This is a genomic window from Streptomyces cellostaticus (assembly GCF_023630175.1).
GTDB classification, from domain to species: Bacteria; Actinomycetota; Actinomycetes; order Streptomycetales; family Streptomycetaceae; genus Streptomyces; species Streptomyces cellostaticus_A.
Window position 1 is genome coordinate 53,496 of the sequence record NZ_JALLIN010000018.1, and the last position, 23,741, is coordinate 77,236.

Below are 23,741 nucleotides of genomic sequence, written 5' to 3' on the forward strand. Positions count from 1 at the left end.
TTGCTACTCACTTAGTACGGAAACGCCGTCACGACTTTTCCGTCGTTAACGATTACACGGACACCGGTTAGCTCGCCTCCACCATTCGCCGGGCCCGCCCTCCCGACAGGGGTTCCGAAATCCCACTCGTAGATTTGACCAGGCCGCGCCTCGCCTGTAACAGGGTCCGGCGTATTGGGCTTCGGCGTTCCCCGGTTGATAGTGTCGGCTATTCGCTGGCGAACGTGCTTTGCCTTACCGGTGAAGATCCCAGCGGCATCGTCCACCAGTGCACCTCCAGGCCGGTGACGGTCCACGATGTGCTGCCAGTCGCCGTTTTCCAGCGCCGCGGTTCCACACAGGCCATTCGAATTGTGCACCAGGACCGGCGTATCGCCTGCCAGCACATAGTACGTATGCAAGCCCTCAACCGTGAGGTTGTACGTACGAGTATGAGCCGAGTACGCCCGGTTTCCCACCACCTCGACGGTTGAGCCGTCCGGTCGGCGCAGGTGCATTCCGGCGGTGAGGTCGCCCGCCCTGACCCATTGGCCGAGTTCGGGGACCCAGAAGGGGTGCTCGTGCGTGGCCGTGAGGTGCCGCTCACCCGCGTGCGTCTTGATGGTGAGGTCGTTGAAGTGCTTGTCGTGGTCGTTGATGATCAGGCGGACGACCTTGTGCGGGCCGCTCTCGCCCGTTTCGGGGTCGGTTGCCAGCACTTGGTCGCCGGCCTGTATGTCTTCGATGCTCTTCGAGGACTTGTCGGCCAGGAGAACTTTGGTACCGGCGAGGAAGCAGTTGCAGCCCTTGAGCTTCCCGGGAAGGTGGATGCCGCCCTTGGGCTTCCCGGGAAGGTGGATGCCGCCGACCGAGACGCCCCCCGCCGGGCCTTCTCCGCTGTCTGCGGCGACGGCGAGGCCGGCTGCCGTCGCCGCACCCCTGCTATAGCAGTTCCGGCCGGCCGCTTTGCAAGCGGCACTCTTGGCGTTGGCGACGTTCAACGAGTTCGAGGGAAAGGACTGGTCGGTGCAGCCGTCACGGCCGTACGGGTCGCAGAGGTAGTCGATCACCTTGTAGAACGCGTTGATGAACGCGGGCGCCTTGCTCCAGTTGGCTCTCACCTTGACAGTGGGGTAGACGGATATGTATCCGTCGCCGTTGTAGTCGAGCTGGGCGGTGCCTTCGTCCTTCCAGGTGGCGCTGGGGTGCTTGTCAGTGGCGTCGTGTACGCAGCCGCCGGCTTTGGTGCAAGGTGCCGTACCACCGGATTCCGCGTCCAGGATCAGACCGGTCGGGTCCGACTTGGAGACCGGGCTGTTGTTGCTGTAGGCGTATCCGTTCATCTGGAGCGGATCGGCGATGTCGATGATCGGGTCGGCCGAGAGGAAGCGACCACTGTTCTGGTCGTACTCGCGGGCGCCGAGGTGCGTCAGTCCGGTTGCCGTGTCGTCGATGCCGGTGCCCAAGTAGCCGCGCTTGTCAGGCCAGTTCGACGGCTTCGGCCCGCGGAGTTCGCCATAGGGCTTGAAGGCTCGGCGTGTCACGGGTTGCGTGCTGGACAGGTGAACGGTCGTGTTCGCCGTGCCGAGGTTGTCCGTTATGAGGACGTTGAGCTGGTGGCCGGTCGTTGCGCCGTTGGTGGTGGTTCGGACGACGGTAGGCGCGCCGGCCTGACTGTAGGACCGTGAGGCGGTGGTGATTGTGCCGGACGCGTTGGTGGTGAGTTCGGTTTCGCCCAGGTACAGGGTGGAGCCGGAGGGTGAGTTCTCCAGGATTCGGTTGCCGGCGGCGTCGTAGACGTAGGTCGTCTTCTTGCCGTCGTCGGTGATCGTGTCGAGCTTGTTCTCGGATGTCCAGACCAGGTTTTGGGTGGTGCTGGGCAGGTCGCGGACGGTGGTGTTGCCGCTCTCGTCGTAGGTGTAGGCGCTGCCCTCGCCGGAGGGGCTGGAGCTGATCCAGGTGGCCGTGTGGGGCTGCTTTATATAGGTGGGGATGGTTCCGTTGCCGGTGACGGTCTTGCCGTACCCGTAGGTGAGGGTGACGTTCTTGGTCGGGTCCGCCGTGTCGTGCTCGGTCTGCGTCGCCCGGTTGCCGAGCCAGTCGAAGGTGAAGGACTGGTGGTAGGCGGTGGTGCCGGTGGCGACGGTTGCCGTGTCGGGTGCCGCTGCCGCGAGGGTCGACGTCAGCGAGGTGTTCGGGCTGGTCGCGTCGGCTGCGTTGGTGGGGGCTTCGGCCACCGGGCCCGAGGAGGCGGCGTAGGAGGTGCGGTGGCCCCAGGTGGTGCCGTTTGCTGCCTTGCAGCCGGTGCCGTTTCCGTCCGGCGCGGTCTTCGATGTCCAGGCGTGCACCAGCTCGCCCAGGGCGTCGTAGGTGTAGCACTGGTTGTCCCAGGTGCCGTCTGCTGGGTCGCCGAGCTGGCGGGCGTTGGAGGTGACGCTCCCGGAGGTGTCGTAGGAGTAGTAGCTGTCGGCGATGCGGTGGGGGGCGGAGGTTTCACGATCTGCCACGGTGCGCTGGAGGCGGCCGGTGTGCGGGTCGATGAAGTTGGTCGTCCAGACGCGGTTGGGCTGGGATCCGGAGACGGTGCGCAGCGGCTCGCCGTAGGGCGAGTAGGTGACGTCGGCTGTGTACCAGGTCTTACCGGAGGTGGACTCGGGCAGTCCGTCGCTGGTGTAGCGGCTGACCACGCGCTCGCTCGCCAGTCCGCCCGCTGCGGGCAGGGTGACCGACTGCTGCGCGCCGGTAGGCGTATAGCTGTAGGAGTAGGCGTAGGTGCCGGCCAGTCCGGTGGTCATCGAGTTCGCCGGGATGACCGTCTCGGTGCCGGTGGCGCGGTATTCGGTGTCGTAGCCGGTGACGCGGTTGATGTAGTCGCCGTTGACGGTGTGCCGGGTGGAGCTCACCGGCAGGCCGATCGCGCCGGGGATGGTGTCGTAGGTGTATTCCTTGACGGGGACCGCGGTCGCAGAGTCCTGTCTCACCTTGGCGATACGTCCCAGGACGTCGTATTCGGTGAAGGTCTCCTGCTGGCGCCCATTGCGGACACGGTTGGGGCGGTCGGCCTCGTCGTACCAGGTATCCGTGGTGCCGGTGTCGGGGTCGGTCGCGTGGATGATCCGGCCGCGGGCATCGTACTCGTAGGACCACACGTTGCCGGCTGGGTCGGTGACCCTGTTCCGGTTGCCTCGTGCGTCGTACTCGTACGTGGTGGTACGTCCGGTGCCTGCCGAGGAATCGGTCGTGGTGTAGTGCTTGACGGACGTGACGCGTCCGAGCGCGTCGAAGGACGTCAGGGTCGTCGGGGTGGTTGACCCTGGGGGGTTCACCCAGGTGCTGGTGTCGTTGTAGTCGGTGTAGGTGGCGTACTTGTAGTCGCCGTCTTGGTAGACCGATGCGCGGACCTCGCGTTCCAGGCCGTCGTAGCGGTGCTTGGTCCAGCTGGGGATGGACGACTTCGACTTGGGGGTGAAGACGTCGGTGGTCGGCTCGCCTTTGGCGAGGTAGGCGCTGGTCACCTCATCGACTAGGCCGTGGTCGTTGTAGGTGGTGTCCGTGATGACCCGGCCGGGGCCGTGGGCTTCGGCCTGAGTTTGGACTGGACGTGCCAGCCCGTCGTAGAGGGTGACCTGTCGAGAGTAGGAGTCGTCGTCCTTGAGCGTTTTGACGGTTACCGAGGCCGGACGGTTCTCCTTGGGTGTGGCGATCGCCGTCTGGTAGGAGATTTCGACGTTCGGTGACTTGCCGCCGGTGGAACGCGAGGGCGAGTAGCCCTTCACCAGGCGTCCCAGCGCGTCGTACTCGCGCCGTTCTACTTTGCCGTTGACGTCCGTGGTGGTCAGGGGAAGCTCTCGGCCCGGGTCGTAGGTGGTGACCGTCGCGTGGTCCATGGCGTCGATGGACCTCACCGATGTGACCGGTCCCCCGGCGTCGCCAGGGGTGTACTGCTTCTCGGTGGTGCCCAGGCCGGGGGCCGTGATCGTGCGGATCCGTCCGAGCGGGTCGTACGTCGTGGTCACGGCGGGGTCGTAGCCGGTGCCGGCAGCGTTGTTCTTAGCTGTCGAGGTCACCTGGCCCTTGGTCGGTGTGGCGCCGTAGGCGAGGTTGTCGTAGGAGGTCCGCTCCGCGCCCTGGAGTCTGGTGGCCGGGTCCGCCGTGTCGTAGCCGGCGCACGATGTGGCCATGGTGCGCTGTTCCTTGGGCAGGCCGATCAGCCAGACCGTCGGATTGTGCACATAGGAGGTCTTGGTGCAGGACTCGTCGGAGAGGGTCTCGCCGCTCCCGTTGGGCTTGACTACGGACGTCTCCACCTCGAGGGGCAGTCCGTAGGTGTCGTCGACGGTGGTCAGCGTGCGCACGCTGCGCCAGCTTGAGCCGACCGTTTGGATTTCATCGGTCCGCTTGATGCCGGTGCGGTAGGCGAGGAGCGGGTCTCCGGCTGTGCCGTCCTCGTTGTCCCGGGATCGGGACGCTGTCTGCTTTGACCAGGGGAAGCTCAGGCCCTGCTTGAGGACCTTGCCGTCGGAGTCGCGGTAGGTGATCGTCTCCGCGGTCATGCCTGCGTACTGCGCCGCGTCGTCCGCGAGCAGTGTGTAGGTGCCGGTGGAGTCCTTGACCGCGCCGCCCGTGCCCTGGAAGTAGCGGCTCCTGGTGTACGACTGGGACTGCGGGACGCCTTCCTCGGAACTGATCTTGCTGCCCTTGACGGCGGTGACCTGACGGTAGCCACGCCAGTCGCTGTAAGTACGCAGTGCGGGGCGGATGAACTCGTCGTCGCTCTTGGCCCAGGCCGCGTCCTTGTACGCGTACGTGGTGAAGACCGGTCTTCCGTGCGAGGTGACCTTGTCATTCTCGGTGACGGAGTCGACGACGTACTTGTTGAACCAGGCTTTGGCCGGGGTCTTCTCGTCGCCGTCGGGTGACCAGCGCACCGGGTAGCAGGTGCCGTTGGACTTGCCCTTGTCCTCGGCGGGCGTGGTGGCGCAGCCGCCGGTGTACTCGATTTCGACGTCCCCGCCGTTCTCGGTGGAGACCGTGCCGATGCGGGGGCGGGTGAAGCCGGGACGCGGGTCGTTCTTGCCGTCGAGTACCAGGTTCGGCAGCTGCCTGTCCTTGAGCCGGGTGTGCAGAGGGGAGTCGGCGCCGACGGTGTAGGGGGCGAAGCTGATGCCGTCCGCGGACTGCAGGGTGCCGGTGGTGTCACCGGGGGCGTATCCGGTGCGCGTGATCGAGTTGAGCCACAGGCCGGGGGCGGTGTCGTACCAGTCCTCGGGGAAGGACTGGCGCAGCGTGTACTTGTCGACCGGGCCGAGGCCGCTCTGCCCTGCGCGTTGCGCCTTGGACGTCACTGTGTCCAGGCGCATCTGGGTCCAGAAGGACGGGAACGGCGCGCACAGCTTGGACGTGGATTTACAGTTGAGGTTGCCGGGGGTGTCCCACCAGGGCCGGTAGGCGCCTGGGTCATCGGTTTTGGCGAAGTTCGCCGCGTCGCAGGCCGTCGCGGACTTCAGGCAGCGTTGCTTGGCCCCGAAGTCGATGGTGGCGGACGGCTTGGTCAGGTCGGAGCGCATGCCGTACTCGATCGTGGTCGGGTAGGCGTTGCGGTCGTACTGCTCGGGTGATTTGAACTTCTTCTTCACCGCGTAGTAGTTGGTCTCCTGCTTCCAGTTGACCACCATCGTGTTGCCCTGGACGTCGACGACCTTGTCCAGTCCCCAGTACCAGGCCTGCTGCTTGCCGGAGCCGCATCGGGAGTCGGCGAAGGTGTCGGCGTGGCAGGGCTCGCCGGGGTGGTTGCCGAAGACGGGGACGGTGGAGACTGAGTGGGTGTCGGCGTGACCGCCGCCGATGCTGTTCTGGCCGTAGAAGTACTGGGTGCCGTCGGTGGTGGTGACGATCCAGTACTCGCCGTTGTTGTCGTCGTTGCTCGCACCGACCCGGTGCTCCACCCGGGTTCCGTCGTCATGCTGAGGCCGGTAGATCTCGGTGTCCGTCTCCGGCTTGCTTCCGGAGGCGGCGTCCCGGATCAGTTCGGTGGTCCGGCCCGCCAGCGACATCACGGCGTTGTACGACACCCAGCACAGATCGGACGTCTTGTCCTTCTTCGCCGTGTTGTTGGGAGTTCCGCCGTCGAGGGCTTTGCGGTCGTCCTTGCAGGTGCGGTAGCGGCGCTCGATGTGTCCGGGGTCGTAGGACCAGCCTTCCCCGATCCACGAGGCCTGGGGTGAGGAGACTGCGGTACGGCCGTCGACCGACTGGGAGTTGTACTCGAACGAGACCTTGGGCTCCGGCCCCGCCGGCGCCGGCGGCACCACCAATGGGTAGGACCAGTTGAAGCCGCCCGACGAGCCTCCGGCCACCCACTTGCCGTCGGAGGCGAGCGGTGTCGCCGTGAACGTTCCGCCCGCACCGCTGCCGGAGTCGACGGCGCCGATGACCGCCGTGTTGCCGGCGGCCACTGGAGTTGCCGGGGAGGACGTCCGGTAGGCCGCCTGTATCACACCGGAGTTCTTGGAGCCGGCCGATGGTGCAGAGGCCGGAGTGACGGTGTCCTGGGCTGCGGGGTCGACGGTGGCGGTCAGGGACGTCGAGGCAGGGTCGTTGACTGTCTCCAGTTCCTCATAGGCCTGGCACGCCTCGTCGTCCGGCGTGGTCAGATAACAGTCGGGGAACTGCACGAACCGCAGGCGTGACGCCCAGTCAGCGCCGTAGAGATTCTGGAACTTGGAGTAGTCCAGTTTGACGGAGACCGGCACGGAACCGGTGGCGGGAGACTGGACGACCAGGACTGTGCCGTCCACCCCCTGGCTCTCCGGGGCCGTGCGGTTGGGGATGGTGACTTGCCAGGTACCGGTGGGTGCGGGCTCGTCAGGGGCTTGGCCGAGGCTGACGGGCAGGATGCCCACGGGCGACAGGGCAGCCGGGTCGGCCGCTGCGGCAGCGGTCGGTGCCGAGGCAGGTGACGCTGTGCTGCCGCCGAAACTGACGAAGTCGGACAGGTCGGAAGGTGGCGTCACCGTGCCCGCAGGCGCGGCAAGCAGCTCGTCGGGCGCATCGGCCCGCAGCGTGTCGAGGTGCCGGCTGAACGTCTTGCCGGGGATGGGCAGATCACGTTCCAGGTCTGCCAGGTCCAGCGTCTCGCGACCTGTCTCCGCCGTCGCCGGATCCGGCGGCACCGCCAGTGACTGCGCAGGCAGCAGGCCGACCAGCAACGCGGCGGCCGTGAAGGGCACGGCTGTGCGGGCAAGGCGGCGCTTACGAATACGTGGAAGTCCACCGAACACGGCGAGGTCCCCCCAAACCGTTGGAGCGGGACCAGTGACGGACCACGCAGATCATGCATCAGACAGTGGAGATTCTGTGATCACGCTGTGAGGAACGCCAGACACATAAGGATGATGTGAGCATGATCACGGAAGGTAACGTGCCGCTACACACGAACATGATCGAATGCAGGAAATTGGTCAGAAGGGACGTGCCGGGACGCGAGTGCGCTTCACGCCTTAGGGAGCACCACCTAGTTTTTCGTCACTCGATTGACGGGATTGGTCAACCTATGTCCGCTTTGCGTACTGGCGATGCATCAGCCTGCACTCGCTGCGACCGATGTCTGCCCCCTGCGTGGCTTCCGGAGGATGGTTCCGCGTCCTCTGTGCACGAATCCCGCACAGGATGACGACAGCTCCTTCATAGGTCATCATCGGCAGGCCCGGCCGCGCCCTGTCACGCGCCGGATTCCATTGGGGGAAAGGGAAGCCGTCCGATGACGCGCAACTGGCGCCGCATACCCGGCCGCCGGACCAGTGCGGCACTGCTCGCCACCGCAGTCGCCACGACCGGCATCGTCTACGCAGGACTCCGGCTGGACACCGACACCCCGGACCGCGGGGCCACCGAAAACAGGCGGACCGCACGAACCGTCACCGAAGCCGAAGCCGCCGACGAGGCGGCCCGGACCGGGAAGCGGGTCGAGATCACCTCCGCGCGCACGGCACACTCCACCACCTGGGCCCGCCCCGACGGACTCATGGCGAAGCAGCTCTACTCGTCACCCATCCGTGCCAAGGTGGGCGGCGGATGGAAGAGGATCGACGCGAGCCTGCACCGCACCAAGGATGGATGGGAACCGGTCGCCACCAACACCCGCATGGTGTTCTCGCCCGGCTCCGCCGCACCCGGCAAGCGGCGCGCCTCCCGTTCGACCACGCAAAGGATCTCCCTCCTCAAGAGCACAGCCGCAACCGACACCGGGACCCCGCTGGCCTCACTGCACGTCGGTACCGGCGATGGCACCTATGACATCCAGCTCACCTGGCCCGGTACCGTCCCCACCCCCATCATCGACGGCAACCGCGCCCTGTACCCGGACATCTTCCCCGGTGGCGACCTGGTGCTCACCGCCGACGACGACGGCTTCGGCCAGCTCGTCGTCCTGAAGAACCGCCAGGCAGCCTCCGACCCGCATGTGCAGCAGCTCGTCTACGGCCTGCACTCCGCCGAGCTGACCTTTCGCCTGGACCCGTCCTCTGGGATCGTCAGCGCCGAGAACCCCTACGGCGAAGAAGTCGCGGTCTCGCCCACCCCGCTGATGTGGGACAGCAGCGGAGCGCCAGCCACCACGGACGGCGACGTCGGCGCCACCGCCCAGCCCACCGAGCCCGAATCCGCGGCCCCTTCGGACCCCGTCGTGCCCGACCCCAGCGACACTCCGACCGCCACGGCAGACGATCCCGTCGAATCCGACGAGCAGAGCGACACCGATGTCGAGGACCTGCCCTCCGCGAGCGACGGTCCCGAACCGACTGTGGCGGAGTCTCCGCTGCCGTCCGCCCCTCCGGAACCGACCCCGGCACCGTCACAGACCGGCTCCGCTGCCACGCTGAGCCTGCCTTCCCTCGACGGCCCCTCACCCGACTCTCGCGGCGATCTGGTGGGGACCGACCTGTCCGCCGGACGGTGGACCATCACTCCGAACCAGGACTTCCTCACTGATCCGGACATCACCTACCCGGTGTTCATCGACCCCTCGGTCAAGAAGCACGTCCAGAACTGGACCACGGCCTACGACCGGCACCCCACGGCCACCTTCTACAACGGCAAGGGCTTCAACAGGGGAGGAACGCACGAGGCGCGGGTCGGCTTCGAATCCGACACCTGGGGCACCTCCCGCTCGTTCTTCAACATCACCTTCGACAAAGACCTCAAGGGAACAAAGATCAGCAGCGCGAAGCTTCGCCTGCTGGAGACCTACTCCTGGTCCTGCAGTGCCCGCTCCATGAGCGTGCACATCACCGGCGAGATCAACGCCCACACCAACTGGCGCAACGCGCCCAAACTTCACGACGGCAACAAGCTCGCCACCAAGAGCTTCGCGCACGGCTGGAAGGCATCCAGCTGCCGTGACTCCTACGAAGCGTTCGACGTGAAGAAGGGCGCCCAGAAGACCGCCGACGACGGCGACGACACCATCACTTTCGGACTGCGCGCCCGCGACGAGCATTCCCAGTACGCGTGGAAGAAGTTCCAGGCCAACGGCGACTTCTCCCCGTACCTGGAGCTCGTCTACAACCGAAAGCCTACGATCGTCTCCAACTCCTTGGACTTGGGGCCGGACGCCAAGTGCACCACCACCAAGCCCTATGTCCGCATGGGCTCCGCCGATCTGACCTTCACCGCCAAGGCCACGGACAAGGACAAGAACCTCAACTACCTCGACTTCGACCTCTGGCCCACGGGCCAGTGGCAGAGCACCGGTGACCTTCTCAAGACGGCCGGCAAGGTGTCCGTCGGGGCCGATACCGGCACGGCACTGAAGACGACGAAGGGTTTTTCCACCACCGGCCTGAAGGACGGCACCACGTACTCGTGGCGGGTCCGAGCCGTCGACGACGCCGCAAGCTCGTCGGCCTTCTACCCGAGCAAGTCCGTCTGCCGGTTCGTCCTGGACACCACCGCCCCCCGACCGCCCGAGGTCACGTCCGTCGACTTCCCCGACGCCGACGGGTCCGAGAACGGATTCGGCAGTGGTGCCGAGGACGCCATCTGGAGCACCAAGAAGTTCGGCACGCCCGGCTCCTTCACCTTCCGCGCCGTCAACTCCGACGTTGTGCGCTACGAATACGGCTTCAACTCACCCAGCTACACGGGCCAGATTGCGCGCACGGCCGGCACCGCCACGAGCGTCAAGACCACCATCACCGATGCCAAGCCGCCGACCGCCGGCCCCAACGTGCTCTACGTCCGCACCCTCGACAGCGCGGGCAACTATTCCGACCCGCTGAAGTACTTCTTCTACGTCACGCCTCGCGACCAGGCCGATGCCCCCGGCGACTTCACCGGCGACAAGCTGCCCGATTTGATGGTGGTCACAGAAGGCGGCAATCTTGCCCTCTACCCGTCGCAAGCCGACAAAGACCTGGTCAAGGGAACGGGCGACCTGGACTACTCCATGGCAGGAGCCTACCGAGCCAACCCCGATAAGGACCCGAACGGCGACGAACTGCCACCATACGTCGCCGCGTCCTCCGGTCATTTCAAGAACGCGCTCATCACCCACAACGGTGACATCATCGGCGGCGACGGTCTCCAGGACCTCGTCGTCCGCCTCGACGGCAAACTCTGGGTCTACCCCGGAGACGGCTACGGCGCCGTCAACACCGACAAGCGGCGCGAGGTCCTTCTGCCCGACGGCGCCCCCAGCCCGGCCGCCTTCACCCAGATCGTCAGTGCCGGCGACGCCACCGGAGACGGACGCCCCGACTTCTTCGCCACCGTCAAAGGCTCCAACGATGACGAACTCTGGGCCTTCACCGGCTACCACGGCGCCACCATCGACCAGGCCGTCAAGCTGTCCGCCTCCGCCTGGAAGGACCGAGACCTCGTCACCGTCCAGGACATCACCGGCGACGGCGTCACCGACCTCCTCTACCGCACCGACGTGTCCGCCCGGCTCCTACTGCGCAAGGGCATCGCAGCAAGTGGCGGCGGAGTCAATCTGAACTCGCTCGCAGCCGCGGCGAACAGTTCCGGCGGCGTCGACCTCGAGTACGGGGCGTCCGGCTGGTCCAGCACCAGCCTCCCCTTCGTCGTCGGCACTCCCAGCGCCGACGGGGACACCGTCCCTGACATCTGGGCCGTCCGGTCCGACGGATCCGTGCGCTTCTACTCGGGCAGCAAGACAAAGCTGACCGGCTCCGGAACCGAAATCATCACTCCGCGCGACTACTGGAAGACCCGTATCGCCGTCGGCTGACGAACTGCGGTGAGTCGTTGTGCCCCACGCGCCTCAAGCCGTGGGGCACAACGACATGCAAATGCCTCGACCGCCAGTCGTACGGGCCGTCGCCATTCACCATGAAAGCGGCTCCTCCGACGTCCACCCTGGACTCACAGGGGGCGCCGAGGTGGTCCGGACCCGTTGAACGCGCGAGCCGGGGCGAAGCCGATGTCTGCGCTCCCGGACGACCGGCCGGCACCTGGGCGAGGGGTGACGGCCTAGTCCCCGTAGGCCGCCCGCAGGGCCTCCCGTACGGCGGCCAGGGCGTCCTCCTCGGCCAACCCGAGCCGGTGCGCCCGCTCCGCGTAGGCCTGGGCGGCCGACGCGGCCTCGCGCACCGCGGCCGGGCCGGCGGCCGCCACGACCGTGCCGTTGCGGCCCCGCGTCTCGATCACCCCGTCGCCCTCCAGCGCGCGGTACGCCTTGGCCACCGTGTTCACCGCGAGCCCCAGCGACTCGGCCAGCCCCCGCACGGTCGGCAGCCGGTAGCCCACCGGCAGGGCCCCGGACCGTGCCTGCTCAGAGATCTGCGCCCGTACCTGCTCATACGGCGGCGCGCTGTCATCGATGTGGATCTTCAGGCTCACAGGCCGATTGTCCCGCACCCGGCGGAAAATGGGAGGCACCCCCGGGATCCCGGCCCGTACGGTGCCTCACCATGACAGTGATCGTGCGCGATCTGCGCGTCGACGTCCCGGGCGAGGCAGAGGCATACGCCCGGGTCCGCCATCTCACCCTGCCCTACATGCTGTTCACCCCGGAATCCGTCCGCCACGTCATCACCCACAGCCATCCCGACGCCCACTTCCGCTCGCTGGTCGCCGTCGAGGACGGCGAGGTGATCGGCGTCGCCGGGGTGTGCCTGGCGCACGACAGCCCGGAGCCGGGCCAGGGCGTCCTCAACGTGTACGTCCGGCCGGACCGGACCGGCCGGGGGGCGGGCCGGCTACTCGTCCGCGCCGCCGAGGAGCACCTCGACGCCGTCGGCGCGACCCGGCTCTACACCTGGGTCCTCGACGAGCCCGCCAACCGCGCCTTCGCCGAGCGGAACGGCTTCACCGCGGGACGCCCGGCCCACTTCCTCCGCCTCGACCTGGCGGACGGCACCCTCCCGCCGCTCCCCGGGACCCCGCCGGGCGTCGAGCTGCGCAGCGCCGCGGACTTCGCGGACGACCCGCGCCCGCTGTTCGAGCTGGACGCGGCGACGGTGGCCGACGAACCGGGCATGGTGTCCATCGAGTTCACGGACTACGACGCCTGGCTCGAGGAGAACTGGCGGCATCCGCTGCTGAACCACGAGCTGACCACGGTCGCCGTCGTCGACGGGCGGCCGGTCGCCTTCACCGTGGCCTACACCGACGGCGGCACCCGCTACACCACCTCGATGACCGGCACGCTGCGCGGCCACCGCGGCCGTGGCCTGGCCAAGCTGGCCAAGATCCACTCGCTGCACCGGGCCCGCGCCGCCGGCGTCACCGAGGCGTTCACGGGCAACGACGCCGGCAACGACCCGATGATCGCGATCAACAAGTGGCTCGGGTACGAGATCTGCGCGACGGAGGTGCGCTATGTCCGCGCCGTCGGCTGAGCCGGCCGGCCGGGTGGAGGTCGTCCTGGTCAAGGGCGGTCGCACGAAGATCCGTTACCCCGCGGAGCTGCTGCACGAGGACGGCGTCCGCGTCTCGGTGCGTGCCCCGTGGGCGGGCGAGGGCGTGCGCGACTTCGGCTTCGTGCGCTTCGAGCCCGGTGACGTGTTCACCGAGCACTACTGGCGGGACCGGTGGTACTCGGTGAAGGAGGTCCGTGCCGGGGACGGCACCCTGAAGGGCTGGTACTGCGACGTCACCCGGCCGGCCGTCCGGTCCGGCACCGGACTGGTCGTCGAGGACCTCGACCTGGACCTGTGGTGCTCGGCCGACGGCCTCGACATCCGACGGCTGGACGAGGACGAGTTCGCCGAGAGCGGGCTGGCGGAGCGGGACCCGGAGGCCGCGTCCGCCGCCGTGGCCGCGCTGGAGGAGCTGGAGGCGCTGGCCCGCGAGGGCGGCTTCGACGTCCTGCCGGCCTGAGGCCGCCGAGCGGCCCCGCGGGCGCGGGCCCCCGGCCGCCGCTACACGGTCGCCAGCACCGCGTACCGCTCGTCGTCCACGGCTCCGCCCCACAGCATCGGGTCGCCGGACAGCCGCTCCACCCGCGTGTGCAGGGCGACCGGCTCCAGCAGGGACACGAGCCCGGCGGCGGGTATGCCGACCGGGCTGAGGGTCCCCCAGACGCCCTCGACCAGCACGAACCGGCCCCCGGGCCGCAGCAGGGCGCGCCAGTGGCGCAGGACGCGCGCCGGGTCGGGCAGGGTCCACAGCACATGCCGGACCAGGACCACGTCGTGGCTCCGCTCGCGCACCGGCGGTGACGCGGCGTCGCCCCGCAGAACCGCCGCGCCGCGACCGGCGAGCTTGGCCCGGGCCAGTTCGACCATGGCCGGGGAACTGTCCACCGCGGTCACCCGGTGTCCCTGCTCGGCGGCGAGGAGGGACAGGCTTCCGGTGCCGCAGCCGAGGTCGAGGACGTCGGCGGGGTGTCCGGGCAGCCAGTCGCGCAGCCGGTCCGCCCAGGCGGCGCGCACCTCGGGGTCGCGCAGTCCGTGGTCGGGCTCGTCGTCGAAGGCGGCGGCCTGCGCGTCCCAGTCCACCCCGGCGTCCGTCGCGGCCCGGTGGCCGCTCTCGTTCGTCATGCGCCGAAGAGTGACATCCACCACTGACAATCCGGCACCGGCGAGCGAGTCTTCCCGAAAGCGCCCGCCTCCGTGGCGACACGGAACCCGGCAGGCGCCGTGAGGAGGCAGCCATGCGCCGTACGACCGTGCAGAAGCCGCTGAAGAGGACGGACCGCCGCCGGCTCCGTGAGGAGGCGGAGGAGCGCCCGGCCGGGCGCCCGGAGGTGCGAGGGGACATCGCACGCACCTGGTGGCCCGAAGGGTAGTCGGCCGGTTCCGCCCCGGGCGGACCGTACGGCCTCAGAACCTGGGGTCGGAGAACTGGACCTGGACCAGTTCGGCGGCCTCCTCCTCCGTCTCGACGGAGGGCGGGGACCCGGCCAGCGGCTCGTTGGCGGTCTCCTTCATGCACAGGACGGCGACGACGCCCACGGCGGCGGCCGCCGTGGCGTAGTAGGCCGGCATGAGGTCGGTACCGAAGGCACCGATCAGCGCGGTGATCACCAGCGGGGTCGTGCCGCCGAAGAGCGATGTCGAGAGGTTGTAGGCGACCGCGAGGGAGCCGTAGCGGACGGGGGTGGGAAAGATCGCCGGGAGCGCCGCCGACATCGTGCCGAGCATCGCCACCAGGGAGAGGCCCATCAGGACGAGGCCCAGGGCGATGAGCGCGACGCCACCCTGCCGGATGAGCAGGAAGGACGGCACGGACAGGACGAGGAATCCGAGCATGCCGGTCATCAGCAGCGGCTTGCGTCCGAAGCGGTCCGAGAGCCGTCCGACCTGGTTGATGACGCACATCTGCAGCACCATCACCACCAGCAGGATCAGCAGCCCGTGGTCGGTTCCGTAGCCCAGTTCGTCGGACAGGTACGTCGGCATGTACGACAGCAGCATGTAGTCGGTGACGTTGTACGCCGCGACGAGCGCGAGGCACAGCAGCAGCGGCCGCCAGTGGCGGGTGAAGATCCTGCCGAGGTCTCCGGCGGCCGAGGTCTCCACCGCGTCGGCGGCCTCGCTCGCTTGGGCCTGGCCGCCCTCCAGTTTCTGGAAGGCCGGGGTCTCGTCGAGCCTGAGCCGCAGGTACAGGCCGATGAGGCCGAGCGGGGCCGCGGCCAGGAACGGGATGCGCCAGCCCCAGTGCAGCATCTGGTCGTCGCTGAGGAAGGCGCTGAGGGCGACGACCAGGCCGGAGGCCCCGACGTATCCGGCGAGCGTGCCGAACTCCAGGAAGCTGCCGAAGTAGCCGCGCCGCTTGTCGGGCGCGTACTCGGCGATGAACGTCGACGCGCCTCCGTACTCTCCGCCGGTGGAGAACCCCTGCACCAGCCGGAACAGGATCAGCAGGGCCGGCGCCCACAGGCCGATGGCGGCGTGCGAGGGGATGAGGCCGATGGCGAAGGTCCCCACCGCCATCATGATCATGGTCGCGGCGAGGACGCGCTTGCGGCCCAGTTTGTCGCCGAGCGGCCCGAAGACCATGCCGCCGATCGGGCGTACGAGGAAGGCGACCGCGAAGGTCGCGAACGAGCCGAGGAGTTGGGCGGTACCGCTCGCGGAGGGGAAGAAGACCTCGCCGATGGTCGCGGCGAGATAGCTGTAGATGCCGAAGTCGTACCACTCCATCGCGTTGCCGAGGGCGGCGGCCTTGGTGGCGCGCTTGACCGCCGCCTCGTCGGTCACGGTGATGTCGCTGCGGCGGAGCTTCGGGTTGCGCCGCCGTTCGATCGCGCGGAACAGCGCCCGGTGACGCCTGACCGCAGCGTGGTCCACAGACTCGTCGTGGCCGGTCGCCGCCATGTACACGTTCCTTTCGCCGTCGTCCCACCTCCGCCTGCACCGATCTCGCGGGCTCAAACGGGCCGTTGTCCCGCGGGTTCGCCCGATCGCTCCGCGTCACGGCCGGCGCGGCGCCCCGCGGTTACCTGAGCCCAGCCTCAGCACTCCCTTAACGCCGCCATAAGGATCTCCCCGAACCGCTCCCGGCGGGCGATTCCACGGCTCCCCCGGGCTAGCTTCGAACCACCCCACGGGATCCGAGCCGCCTCGCAGGACCCTCGCCCCACAGGACCGTTCCAAGGAGTTCCCCCATGCCCGCACGCCGCAAGGCCGCCGCCGTCACCCTCGCCGCGACGGGGATGGCCGCGCTCGCCTCGGTGCCCGCGTCCGCGCACGGCTCGATGGGCGATCCGGTCAGCCGGATAGCGCAGTGCTACGCCGAGGGCCCGGAGAGCCCGGCGTCGGCGGCGTGCTCGGCCGCCGTGGCGGCGGGCGGCACCCAGGCGCTCTACGACTGGAACGGCGTCCGGATCGGCGACGCCGCCGGCCGCCACCGGGAACTGATCCCCGACGGCAGGCTGTGCAGCGCCGGGAACGAGGAGTTCAAGGGGCTGGACCTGGCCCGCTCCGACTGGCCGGCGACGCGCGTGCACAGCGGGGCGTACACCTTCAAGTACCGGGTGACCGCACCGCACAAGGGCACCTTCAAGGTGTACGCGACCCGGTCCGGTTACGACCCGGCGAAGCCGCTCGCCTGGTCCGACCTGGACCTGGAGCACCCGGTCGCGACGGCCACCGACCCGGTCCCCTCGGGGGGTTTCTCCACGTTCGCGGGCACCCTTCCCGAGCGCACCGGCCGGCAGCTCCTCTACGCGGTCTGGCAGCGCTCGGACAGCCCGGAGGCCTTCTACTCCTGCTCCGACGTGGACTTCGGCGGCAGCGGTGGCGCCGGTGGCACCACCGGTGCCAACGCCGGTGGTGCCACCGGTGACGACGCCACCCCGGTGCCGAGCGCCTCCGCGCCCTCCGACGAGCAGATCGAGGCGGGCTCCGGACGGTCCACGATCGAGCACCACGGGCACGGGGACGACGACGCGAGCACGTCCGCGCGGCCCACCGCGGCGGCGGCCGGGGCCAACCGGCCGGAGGCCGCCGGTTCCGCGCGGAACCTGGCCGAGACGGGCGCCTCGACGGGCACCTCGTACGCCGCGATCGCCGGGGCGGCGGCACTGGCGATCGGCTCGGCGGCGCTGTTCGTCTCGGTCCGGCGGCGCGCGGCGGGCGGCCGGCCGGGCCGCTGAGCCGGTGGAACTCCGGGGCCCGTCCGGCGGCTCAGGCCGGACGGGCCCCGGCGGCACGTCAGCTGAAGACCGACGCGCAGGTGGTGGTCCTGGCGTGGGCCGGGTCGAGCGCGTTGGTCACCTCGTGGAAGGCGATCCGGTCGAACAGGGCGATCGCCACGTGTTCGGACAGGTCGAGCGGGCACAGGTTCTGGAGCAGGACGTTGCGGACGTCCGGGCCGCTCAGGTACTGGTTGCGCCAGGGGGTGGCCACCTCGTCGTACTTGGTGGCGATGACGGTGTAGCGCACTCCGGGGACGGTGTCGCCGCCCGCGTTGAGTTTGGTGAGGAAGGCGGAGCCGGCGATCTGATCGGCGAGGCCGGGGGTGGTGCTCTTGATCAGGTCCGCGGCGCCCGGGAAGTAGGGCAGCAGGTTGGTCAGTCCGCTCAGGTCGGTGCCGTGGTTGTCGGGGGCGAGGCCGACGAGGGCGTTCACCTTGGCGGCGCCGCCGAGGAATTTCAGGTAGTAGCGGGGCATCATGCCGCCCTGGGAGTGGCCGACGAGGTCGGCCTTGGCGGCGCCGGTGGCGGTGAGCACCTTGTCGACGTAGGCGGCGAGCTGCTCGGCCGACTTGTCGATGGGGCCGAGGCCGTGGAAGAGGGGGACTCCGGGCAACTGGCCGTAGTCGAGGGAGAAGACGCAGTACCCGCGGTGCTTCAGGTACGGGGCGAGGGCGAGCCAGTTGTCGACGGAGTTGCCCAGGGTGCCGTGGACCAGGACGACCGGGCGGGGATGGGCGGCGGAGGGCTTGCAGGAGTAGTCGTTCCAGCCCGAGCTGGGCGCGGTGTCGGCGTGCGCGGCGGCGGCGGGGACGACGGCGACGGCGGCGGTGAGGAGCAACGCGGTGAGGGGTCTGAGCACTCGCTTCCAGGGCAGCATCGTGTGATCTCCTTGCGGCTCAAGGGAGGTGCGGGGGACGACCTGTCCCTGTGATCCGGATCACGAGGATGCTGTTCACCCGTCAAGTTACGGGCGAGTAGTGCAGTTGTGAAGTTACGCGTCAGTAAAAACTTCCAGTGGTAGTCACGGCCCCGCACCCGCACCGACGGCCTGTCACCAGGCAGGACGCACCGGCCCCTTGGGGGCGATCCGCAGCAGACGCCGGCCCAGCGCGACGACCTCGCCCTCGCCCAGCAGCTCGGCCCACGCCCCCACGACCTCGGCGGCCGCCGCCTCCGCGGCCCGCGTGCACTCCCGCCCGCGCCCGGTGAGCACGACGAGCCGGGCCCGCGCGTCGACGGGGTGCGGGCGCCGCTCGGCGTACCCCTTGCGCACGATCTCCTCCACGAGCTGACTGGCGGCCTGCTTGGTCACTCCGAGGTGTGCGGCGAGGTCCGTGACGGTGGCACCGTCCGGCGCGAGACGCGCGAAGGCGAAGCCGTGGGCGGGCCGGAGGTCCGTGAAGCCACGGGCCACGACCCCGTCATGGATGCGCTGGGTGAGATCACCCGCGACGGCGAGCAGGGCGGCGGACAGGGCCATGGCTTCGGAGTTCTGCACGCAGGCATTGAAACACCCTTGACCTGAAGGTCAACCAGCTTGACCATATAGTCAAGCCGATTGACCACTTGAACGGAGACCACCATGCCCGTAGTCCGCTCGGCCGAGGCCGTGACCCACGAGATCCACGGCGCCCGCTTCGTCTCGTACGCCACTCCCCTCACCGGGAGCGCGGAGCTGTGCGCGTGGCGGGGCGAGATCCCCGCCGGAACCAGGGCGCCGGCCCACACCGTCGACCGGGAGGAGATCCTCCACCTGCTCGTCGGCGAACTGCTGATCACCCTCGACGGCGACACCGAGCGCGTCCGCGCCGGTGACACGGTGATCGTCGGTGCCGGCGCGACCCTGACCGTGGAGAACCCCACCGACCACACCGCGATCTCCTGGGTCACCACCTCGGTGGGCCTCACGGCCCGGCTGGCCGACGGCACGACCATCGCTCCGCCGTGGGCCAACTGAGCCGGTGGCGCAGGGGGTTCAGGCGGCCAGCGTCCCCGGCACCACTGCCCGCGGCCCGAACTTCGCCCGGAGGCGGTCCGCGACCTCCTCGACGCGGCGGACCTTCTCGTCCACGGGGTCGAAGGTGAGCTGGTGGGCGGCCTGATCGGCGGAGGTCAGCCCCTCGGCGCGCAGGGCGAGCACGCGCACCCGGGCGCGCTGCAGACCGAGCGCCTCGTACATGCCGTAGGCCGTCCTCGTCAGGGCCGCGGAGTGCGCGGTCGGCTCCGCCAGGGTCCGGCTTCGGGTGGTCGAGCTGCGATCGGCGTAGCGCACGGTGAGGGTCAGGGTGCGGCAGACCTTCTGCACCGCGCGGAGCCGGACCCCGATCTCCTCGGCGGCCGACAGCAGCGCCCCGCGATGCCGGTCGGGGTCCAGCTCGTCGAGGCCGAAGGGGCGCTCGGCGGCGAGGGACCGGGAGACGGCGTTCGGCACGACCCGGCCGCGGTCGACGCCGTTCGCCTTCTCGCGCAGCTCGCGGCCCGCCTTCGCGCCGATCAGCCGCTGGAGCGTGGACAGGGGTGCGCCGGCCACCCGGCCGAGCGTGTCCAGGCCGTACTCGCACAGGGTGCGGGCGGTCGCCGGACCCACACCGGGCAGCGCGGCCACGGGCCGGCCGGCGAGGTACTCCGCGACGGCGTCCGGTTCCGCGGGGACGGCGCCGGTCACCCCGGGGCGGGCGTCGCGCAGCGCCATGCGGGCGAGCATCGGGCCCGGTCCGGCGCCGATCACGCAGTCGACGCCGTGCAGCGCGAGGGCGCGGACCCGGATCACCGAGGCCAGCTCCACCGCGCTGCGCCCGAAGTACCGCTGGGCACCCCGGAGATCGGCCAGCGCCCCGTCCGGTGGCAGCGCCTCCACGACCGGGGTGAACTCCTCCAGCAGCCCGAGCAGGGCGGGCAGGGCCGCCTCGCGCGTCGGCGGCGGCTGGAAACGTACGCAGAGGATGGTCATCCCGCACTCCCCGGACTCTGGTGCCACAACTTCCTTCCCGCCGCGGGCCCTTCGCCCGCGGGGCGCAGATCGGCCCAGGGGTGCATCTCGTACCCCGTGGGCATGCGGATCGTCCGGCCCTCCGCCGGGGCGCGGGCCGCCGAACCGGCCGGCCGGGGCGGCCCCTGCGAACCGGCGTCCCGGGCCCGGGACGGATCGCCGCCGCCCCGCGGCGCGGGGTCGTCCGCGGCGCCGCCGGGCGGCCCGGCGAGGAGGGCCGCGACCCCGTCGAGCCCCTCCTCGCGGCGCACCTCCAGCAGTTCGGCGAGGTTCCAGGCGGCCGAGCCCACCACGCTGAGGCTGCGCGGACCGCGCCGTTGCACCACACCGCGCACCAGCAGCAGCCAGGAGTGGAAGACGGTGTACGCGCAGGCGTCGTGGGAGTCGTCGAAGAAGGCGAGGTCGACCAGGCCCGTGCCGTCGTCCAGCGTGGAGAAGATGACCCGCTTGCCGGACCGGATCGGCGGGGTCTGGGTGGCCGCCTTGGCCCCCGCGACCAGCACCGTCTCCCCGTGCCGGGCCTCGCGCAGCCGGCGCGCGGACGCCACGCCCAGCTCCTCCAGGAACTCCCGGTGGTCGTCCATCAGATTGCGCGAGGCGTCCATGGACAGCACGCCCAGCTCGGCGCTGAGCCGCTCCTCCGGGGTCAGGTCGGGCAGACCGGAGGACGCGGTCGCGGTCCGCGGGTCCCCGGCCGGGGACACCTCCCACGCGTCGAGCAGCGGAGGAGGAACCCGGCCACCGCCGCCTCCGGCGCCCCGGGCGCCCCGGTGCAGCTCGGCCAGGTGCAGTTGCAGGTCCCGGCGGTTGGCGCCGAACGCGTCCAGCGCGCCCACCTGGGCCAGCCGCTGGGCGAGCGGGCGGCTGGGGCGGGCCCGCTCCCAGAAGTCCGGCAGGGAGGCGTACGGCTGCCCGGCCACGATCCGCTCCGCCTCGGCCTCGCTGATGCCGTGCACGTCGCAGAGGGCGAGCCGGAGCCCCCACCCTCCGGATTCAGACACCAGTTCGATCCTGTGTGCGACCCCGGACACGTTCACGTCCAGGGGCAGGATCGGCACCCCGCGCCGCCGCGCGTCCGCCAGCAGCAGCCGCTTGGGGTACATCCCGGGGTCGTGCGTGAGCAGCCCGGCGTAGAAGGCGGCCGGATGGTGCGCCTTCAGCCACGCCGACTGGTAGGTGGGTACGGCGAAGGCGACGGCGTGGGCCTTGCAGAAGCCGTAGGAGCCGAAGGCCTCGACGATCTCCCAGGTCCGCCGGATCGTTTCCGCTTCGTACCCGTTGGCGGCCGCCGCCCGCGCGAACCACACCTTGATCCGTCCCTGCGACTCCGGATCGGACAACCCGCGCCGGACCCGGTCCGCCTCGCCGCGCCCGCAGCCGGTCAGGACGGAGACGATGTCGATGACCTGCTCGTGGAAGACGACCACCCCGTACGTGTCCCTCAGCGCCCCCTCCAGGTCTGGGTGCGGGTAGCGGACGGGCGCCCGCCCGTGCCGCGCCTCGATGAACGGCCGCACCATGTCGGCGGCGACCGGTCCCGGCCGGAAGAGGGAGATGTCGACCACCAGGTCGTGGAAGGTGCTCGGCTGCAGGCGGCCCACCAGATCCCGCTGGCCCGGCGACTCGATCTGGAAGCAGCCCAGCGTCTCGGCGGACCGGATGAGCCCGTACGTCGCCGGGTCGCCCGGCGCCACCGCGTCCAGGTCGATCCGCTCCCCCGCGGCCCGCTCCACCTCCGCGACCGCGTGCGCCATCGCCGACTGCATCCGCACACCCAGCACGTCCAGCTTGAGCAGTCCGAGGTCCTCCACGTCCTCCTTGTCGAACTGCGACATCGGCAGCCCCTCTCCGCTGGTCGGCACCACCGGCGTACGGGCGAGCAGGGAGGCGTCGGACAGCAGCACCCCGCACGGGTGCATGGCGACTCCGCGCGGCAGGGCGTCGAGGCCCTCGACCAGTTCCCAGAGCCTGCCGTACCTCTCCCCCTCTCCCGCCAGCGCCTTCAGCTCGGGCAGTTCCGCCAGCGCCGCGCGGGCGTCCCGGGCCCGGATGTGCGGGAAGGACTTGGCCACGCGGTCGATCTCGGCCGGGTCCATGGACAGCGCGGCCCCCACGTCCCGGATGGCGTGCCGCACCCGGTAGGTCTCGGGCATGGAGACGGTCGCGACCCGCTCGGTGCCGAACCGGCCGATGATCGCCCGGTACACCTCCAGCCGGCGCGCGGACTCCACGTCGATGTCGATGTCCGGCAGGACCACCCGCTCCTTGGACAGGAAGCGCTCCATCAGCAGCCCGTGCTCGACCGGGTCGGCATGGGCGATGCCGATGAGGTGGTTGACGAGGGAGCCTGCGCCGGAGCCCCGGGCGGCGACCCTGATCCCCATCCCCCGCACGTCGTCGACCACTTGGGCGACCGTGAGGAAGTAGGAGGCGAACCCGTGGTGGGCGATGATGTCCAGCTCGCGGTGCATCCGCTCCCAGTACTCGCGCCGGCCGCCGTGACCGAGCCGCAGCATCCCGGCCGCCGCCCGCGAGGCGAGCGCCCGCTGGGCGGTGCGGCGACCGGCGCCGACGAGGTGCGCCTCGGGGAAGTGGACGGTACCGATACCGAGGTCGTCCTCGGGGTCGACCAGGCACGCGCCGGCCGTGGCCCCGGTCTGCTCCAGCAGCCGGTGGGCGGTGTCGCGCCGGTAGCCGGCCGCCTCCACGACCCGCTCGGCGACCGCCAGCATGGCCGGCGCGTCCTTCAGCCAGGCCTCGCCCGAGTCCAGTTCCTTGCGGGGGTCGATCGGCACCAGCCGGCGGGCGGCGTCCAGGACGTCGGCGACCGGGCCCTGACCGGGGTCGGCATAGCGGACGGCGTTGCTGAGCACCGGCCGGACCCGCTGCTCGGCGGCGAAGCCGACGGTACGGGCGGCCAGCCGCAGGGAGCCGGGGCCGGTGCCCGCGCGGCCGTGCCAGACGGCTTCCAGCCGCAGCGCGTCACCGTAGACCTCGCGCCAGGGGACGAGCAGCCTCGCGGCCCGGTCGGGGCGCCCGGCGGCGAGGGCGCGGCCCACGTCCGACCCCGGCCCGAGCAGCACGGTCAGACCGTCGCCGTGGTTGCCGGACCAGGGCAGCAGCGCCGCGCCCTCGCCCTCGTGCGCCGCGGTGACGATTGCGCACAGGTCGGCCCAGCCGCGGGCGCCGTCCCGGGCGAGGAAGGTCGCCCGGGGGGCCGACTCGTCGATGAAGGCGCCGCCCCGCACCGGGGTGCGGCGCCTCTCCCGCCCGGCGGCCTGCGGCCCGGCCACCGCCAGGTCCACGCCGAACAGCGGGCGGACCCCCGCCTCGGCGCACGCCTTGGCGAAGCGGACCGTCCCGGCCAGGGTGTCGCGGTCGGTGAGGGCGAGGGCGTCCATGCCCCGCTCCCCGGCGCGCCCGGCCAGCCGCTCCGGGTGGGAGGCGCCGTACCTCAGGGAGAACCCGGAGGCGGTGCGCAGATGCGCGAAACCCGGCACACGCACCTCCCGCACTCGTGAGCCCCGCACGACTCTCGAACATCAGTTCCCTACTTCTTCATCCACCATACCCCCATTCTCGAACAAGTGTGCGACATCGCAGGGACCCCTTCCCACCTGCGCAAACACCCCGCCGACCGGACGCCCGGCCACCGGCGGCACGAAGCCC

At 70.1% G+C, this 23,741-nt stretch carries 14 protein-coding genes; 6 read left to right on the plus strand and 8 right to left on the minus strand.

All coding sequences use genetic code 11. From position 1 onward, the window contains the following. Nucleotides 1-11 precede the first annotated feature (11 nt). Nucleotides 12-7,208, minus strand: coding sequence for a polymorphic toxin-type HINT domain-containing protein (locus MXD57_RS13830; RefSeq protein ID WP_250401692.1), 7,197 nt, complete (start codon nt 7,206-7,208; stop codon nt 12-14). Between the two features lie 530 nt (nt 7,209-7,738). On the opposite strand from MXD57_RS13830, the gene MXD57_RS13835 reads away from it, so the two are divergent. Continuing rightward, on the plus strand, nt 7,739-11,227 hold the full coding sequence (locus tag MXD57_RS13835; protein WP_250401693.1) for a DNRLRE domain-containing protein: 3,489 nt from the start codon (nt 7,739-7,741) through the stop codon (nt 11,225-11,227). 242 nt (nt 11,228-11,469) lie between these two features. Here MXD57_RS13835 and MXD57_RS13840 read toward each other — a convergent pair whose 3' ends face one another. Next, the gene (locus MXD57_RS13840) at nt 11,470-11,838 is read right to left on the minus strand and encodes a GntR family transcriptional regulator (RefSeq protein WP_250401694.1); all 369 of its coding nucleotides are present in this window, start codon (nt 11,836-11,838) and stop codon (nt 11,470-11,472) included. Between the two features lie 71 nt (nt 11,839-11,909). Here MXD57_RS13840 and MXD57_RS13845 point away from each other — a divergent pair, with 71 nt between their 5' ends. Together MXD57_RS13845 and MXD57_RS13850 are read left to right on the plus strand one after the other, a co-directional pair. Then, nucleotides 11,910-12,839 carry a GNAT family N-acetyltransferase gene (locus MXD57_RS13845; RefSeq protein ID WP_250401695.1) on the plus strand — a complete coding sequence of 310 codons (930 nt, stop codon included), beginning with the start codon at nt 11,910-11,912 and terminating at the stop codon, nt 12,837-12,839. Next, complete coding sequence (locus tag MXD57_RS13850) at nt 12,820-13,320, plus strand: DUF402 domain-containing protein (RefSeq protein WP_250401696.1); 501 nt, start codon at nt 12,820-12,822, stop codon at nt 13,318-13,320. The genes MXD57_RS13845 and MXD57_RS13850 overlap by 20 nt, the downstream gene beginning before the upstream one ends. Before the next feature lie 41 nt (nt 13,321-13,361). On the opposite strand, the gene MXD57_RS13855 is transcribed toward MXD57_RS13850, so the two are convergent. Continuing rightward, on the minus strand, nt 13,362-13,982 hold the full coding sequence (locus MXD57_RS13855; RefSeq protein ID WP_250401697.1) for a class I SAM-dependent methyltransferase: 621 nt from the start codon (nt 13,980-13,982) through the stop codon (nt 13,362-13,364). Nucleotides 13,983-14,095: 113 nt separating this feature from the next. Here MXD57_RS13855 and MXD57_RS31520 point away from each other — a divergent pair, with 113 nt between their 5' ends. Further along, nucleotides 14,096-14,230, plus strand: a complete 135-nt coding sequence (locus tag MXD57_RS31520; RefSeq protein ID WP_284505531.1) for a hypothetical protein — start codon at nt 14,096-14,098, stop codon at nt 14,228-14,230. A 34-nt stretch (nt 14,231-14,264) separates the two neighbouring features. Here MXD57_RS31520 and proP read toward each other — a convergent pair whose 3' ends face one another. Beyond that, nucleotides 14,265-15,761 carry a glycine betaine/L-proline transporter ProP gene (gene proP / locus MXD57_RS13860; RefSeq protein ID WP_250401698.1) on the minus strand — a complete coding sequence of 499 codons (1,497 nt, stop codon included), beginning with the start codon at nt 15,759-15,761 and terminating at the stop codon, nt 14,265-14,267. A 290-nt stretch (nt 15,762-16,051) separates the two neighbouring features. On the opposite strand from proP, the gene MXD57_RS13865 reads away from it, so the two are divergent. Beyond that, nucleotides 16,052-17,041 carry a lytic polysaccharide monooxygenase auxiliary activity family 9 protein gene (locus MXD57_RS13865; RefSeq protein WP_250401699.1) on the plus strand — a complete coding sequence of 330 codons (990 nt, stop codon included), beginning with the start codon at nt 16,052-16,054 and terminating at the stop codon, nt 17,039-17,041. Nucleotides 17,042-17,099: 58 nt separating this feature from the next. Here the strand turns inward: MXD57_RS13865 and MXD57_RS13870 are convergent, their stop codons facing one another. Continuing rightward, complete coding sequence (locus MXD57_RS13870; protein WP_250401700.1) at nt 17,100-17,960, minus strand: lipase family alpha/beta hydrolase; 861 nt, start codon at nt 17,958-17,960, stop codon at nt 17,100-17,102. A gap of 174 nt (nt 17,961-18,134) precedes the next feature. Further along, complete coding sequence (locus tag MXD57_RS13875) at nt 18,135-18,581, minus strand: MarR family winged helix-turn-helix transcriptional regulator (RefSeq protein ID WP_250401701.1); 447 nt, start codon at nt 18,579-18,581, stop codon at nt 18,135-18,137. 84 nt (nt 18,582-18,665) lie between these two features. Here MXD57_RS13875 and MXD57_RS13880 point away from each other — a divergent pair, with 84 nt between their 5' ends. Beyond that, on the plus strand, nt 18,666-19,040 hold the full coding sequence (locus MXD57_RS13880) for a cupin domain-containing protein (RefSeq protein ID WP_250401702.1): 375 nt from the start codon (nt 18,666-18,668) through the stop codon (nt 19,038-19,040). Between the two features lie 18 nt (nt 19,041-19,058). Here MXD57_RS13880 and MXD57_RS13885 read toward each other — a convergent pair whose 3' ends face one another. After that, the gene (locus MXD57_RS13885; protein WP_250401703.1) at nt 19,059-20,033 is read right to left on the minus strand and encodes a DNA polymerase Y family protein; all 975 of its coding nucleotides are present in this window, start codon (nt 20,031-20,033) and stop codon (nt 19,059-19,061) included. Next, nucleotides 20,030-23,572 (minus strand): DNA polymerase III subunit alpha, encoded by a 3,543-nt coding sequence (locus tag MXD57_RS13890; protein ID WP_250401704.1) that lies wholly within the window; start codon nt 23,570-23,572, stop codon nt 20,030-20,032. Before MXD57_RS13890 ends, MXD57_RS13885 begins: the two co-directional genes overlap by 4 nt. Nucleotides 23,573-23,741: the final 169 nt, after the last annotated feature.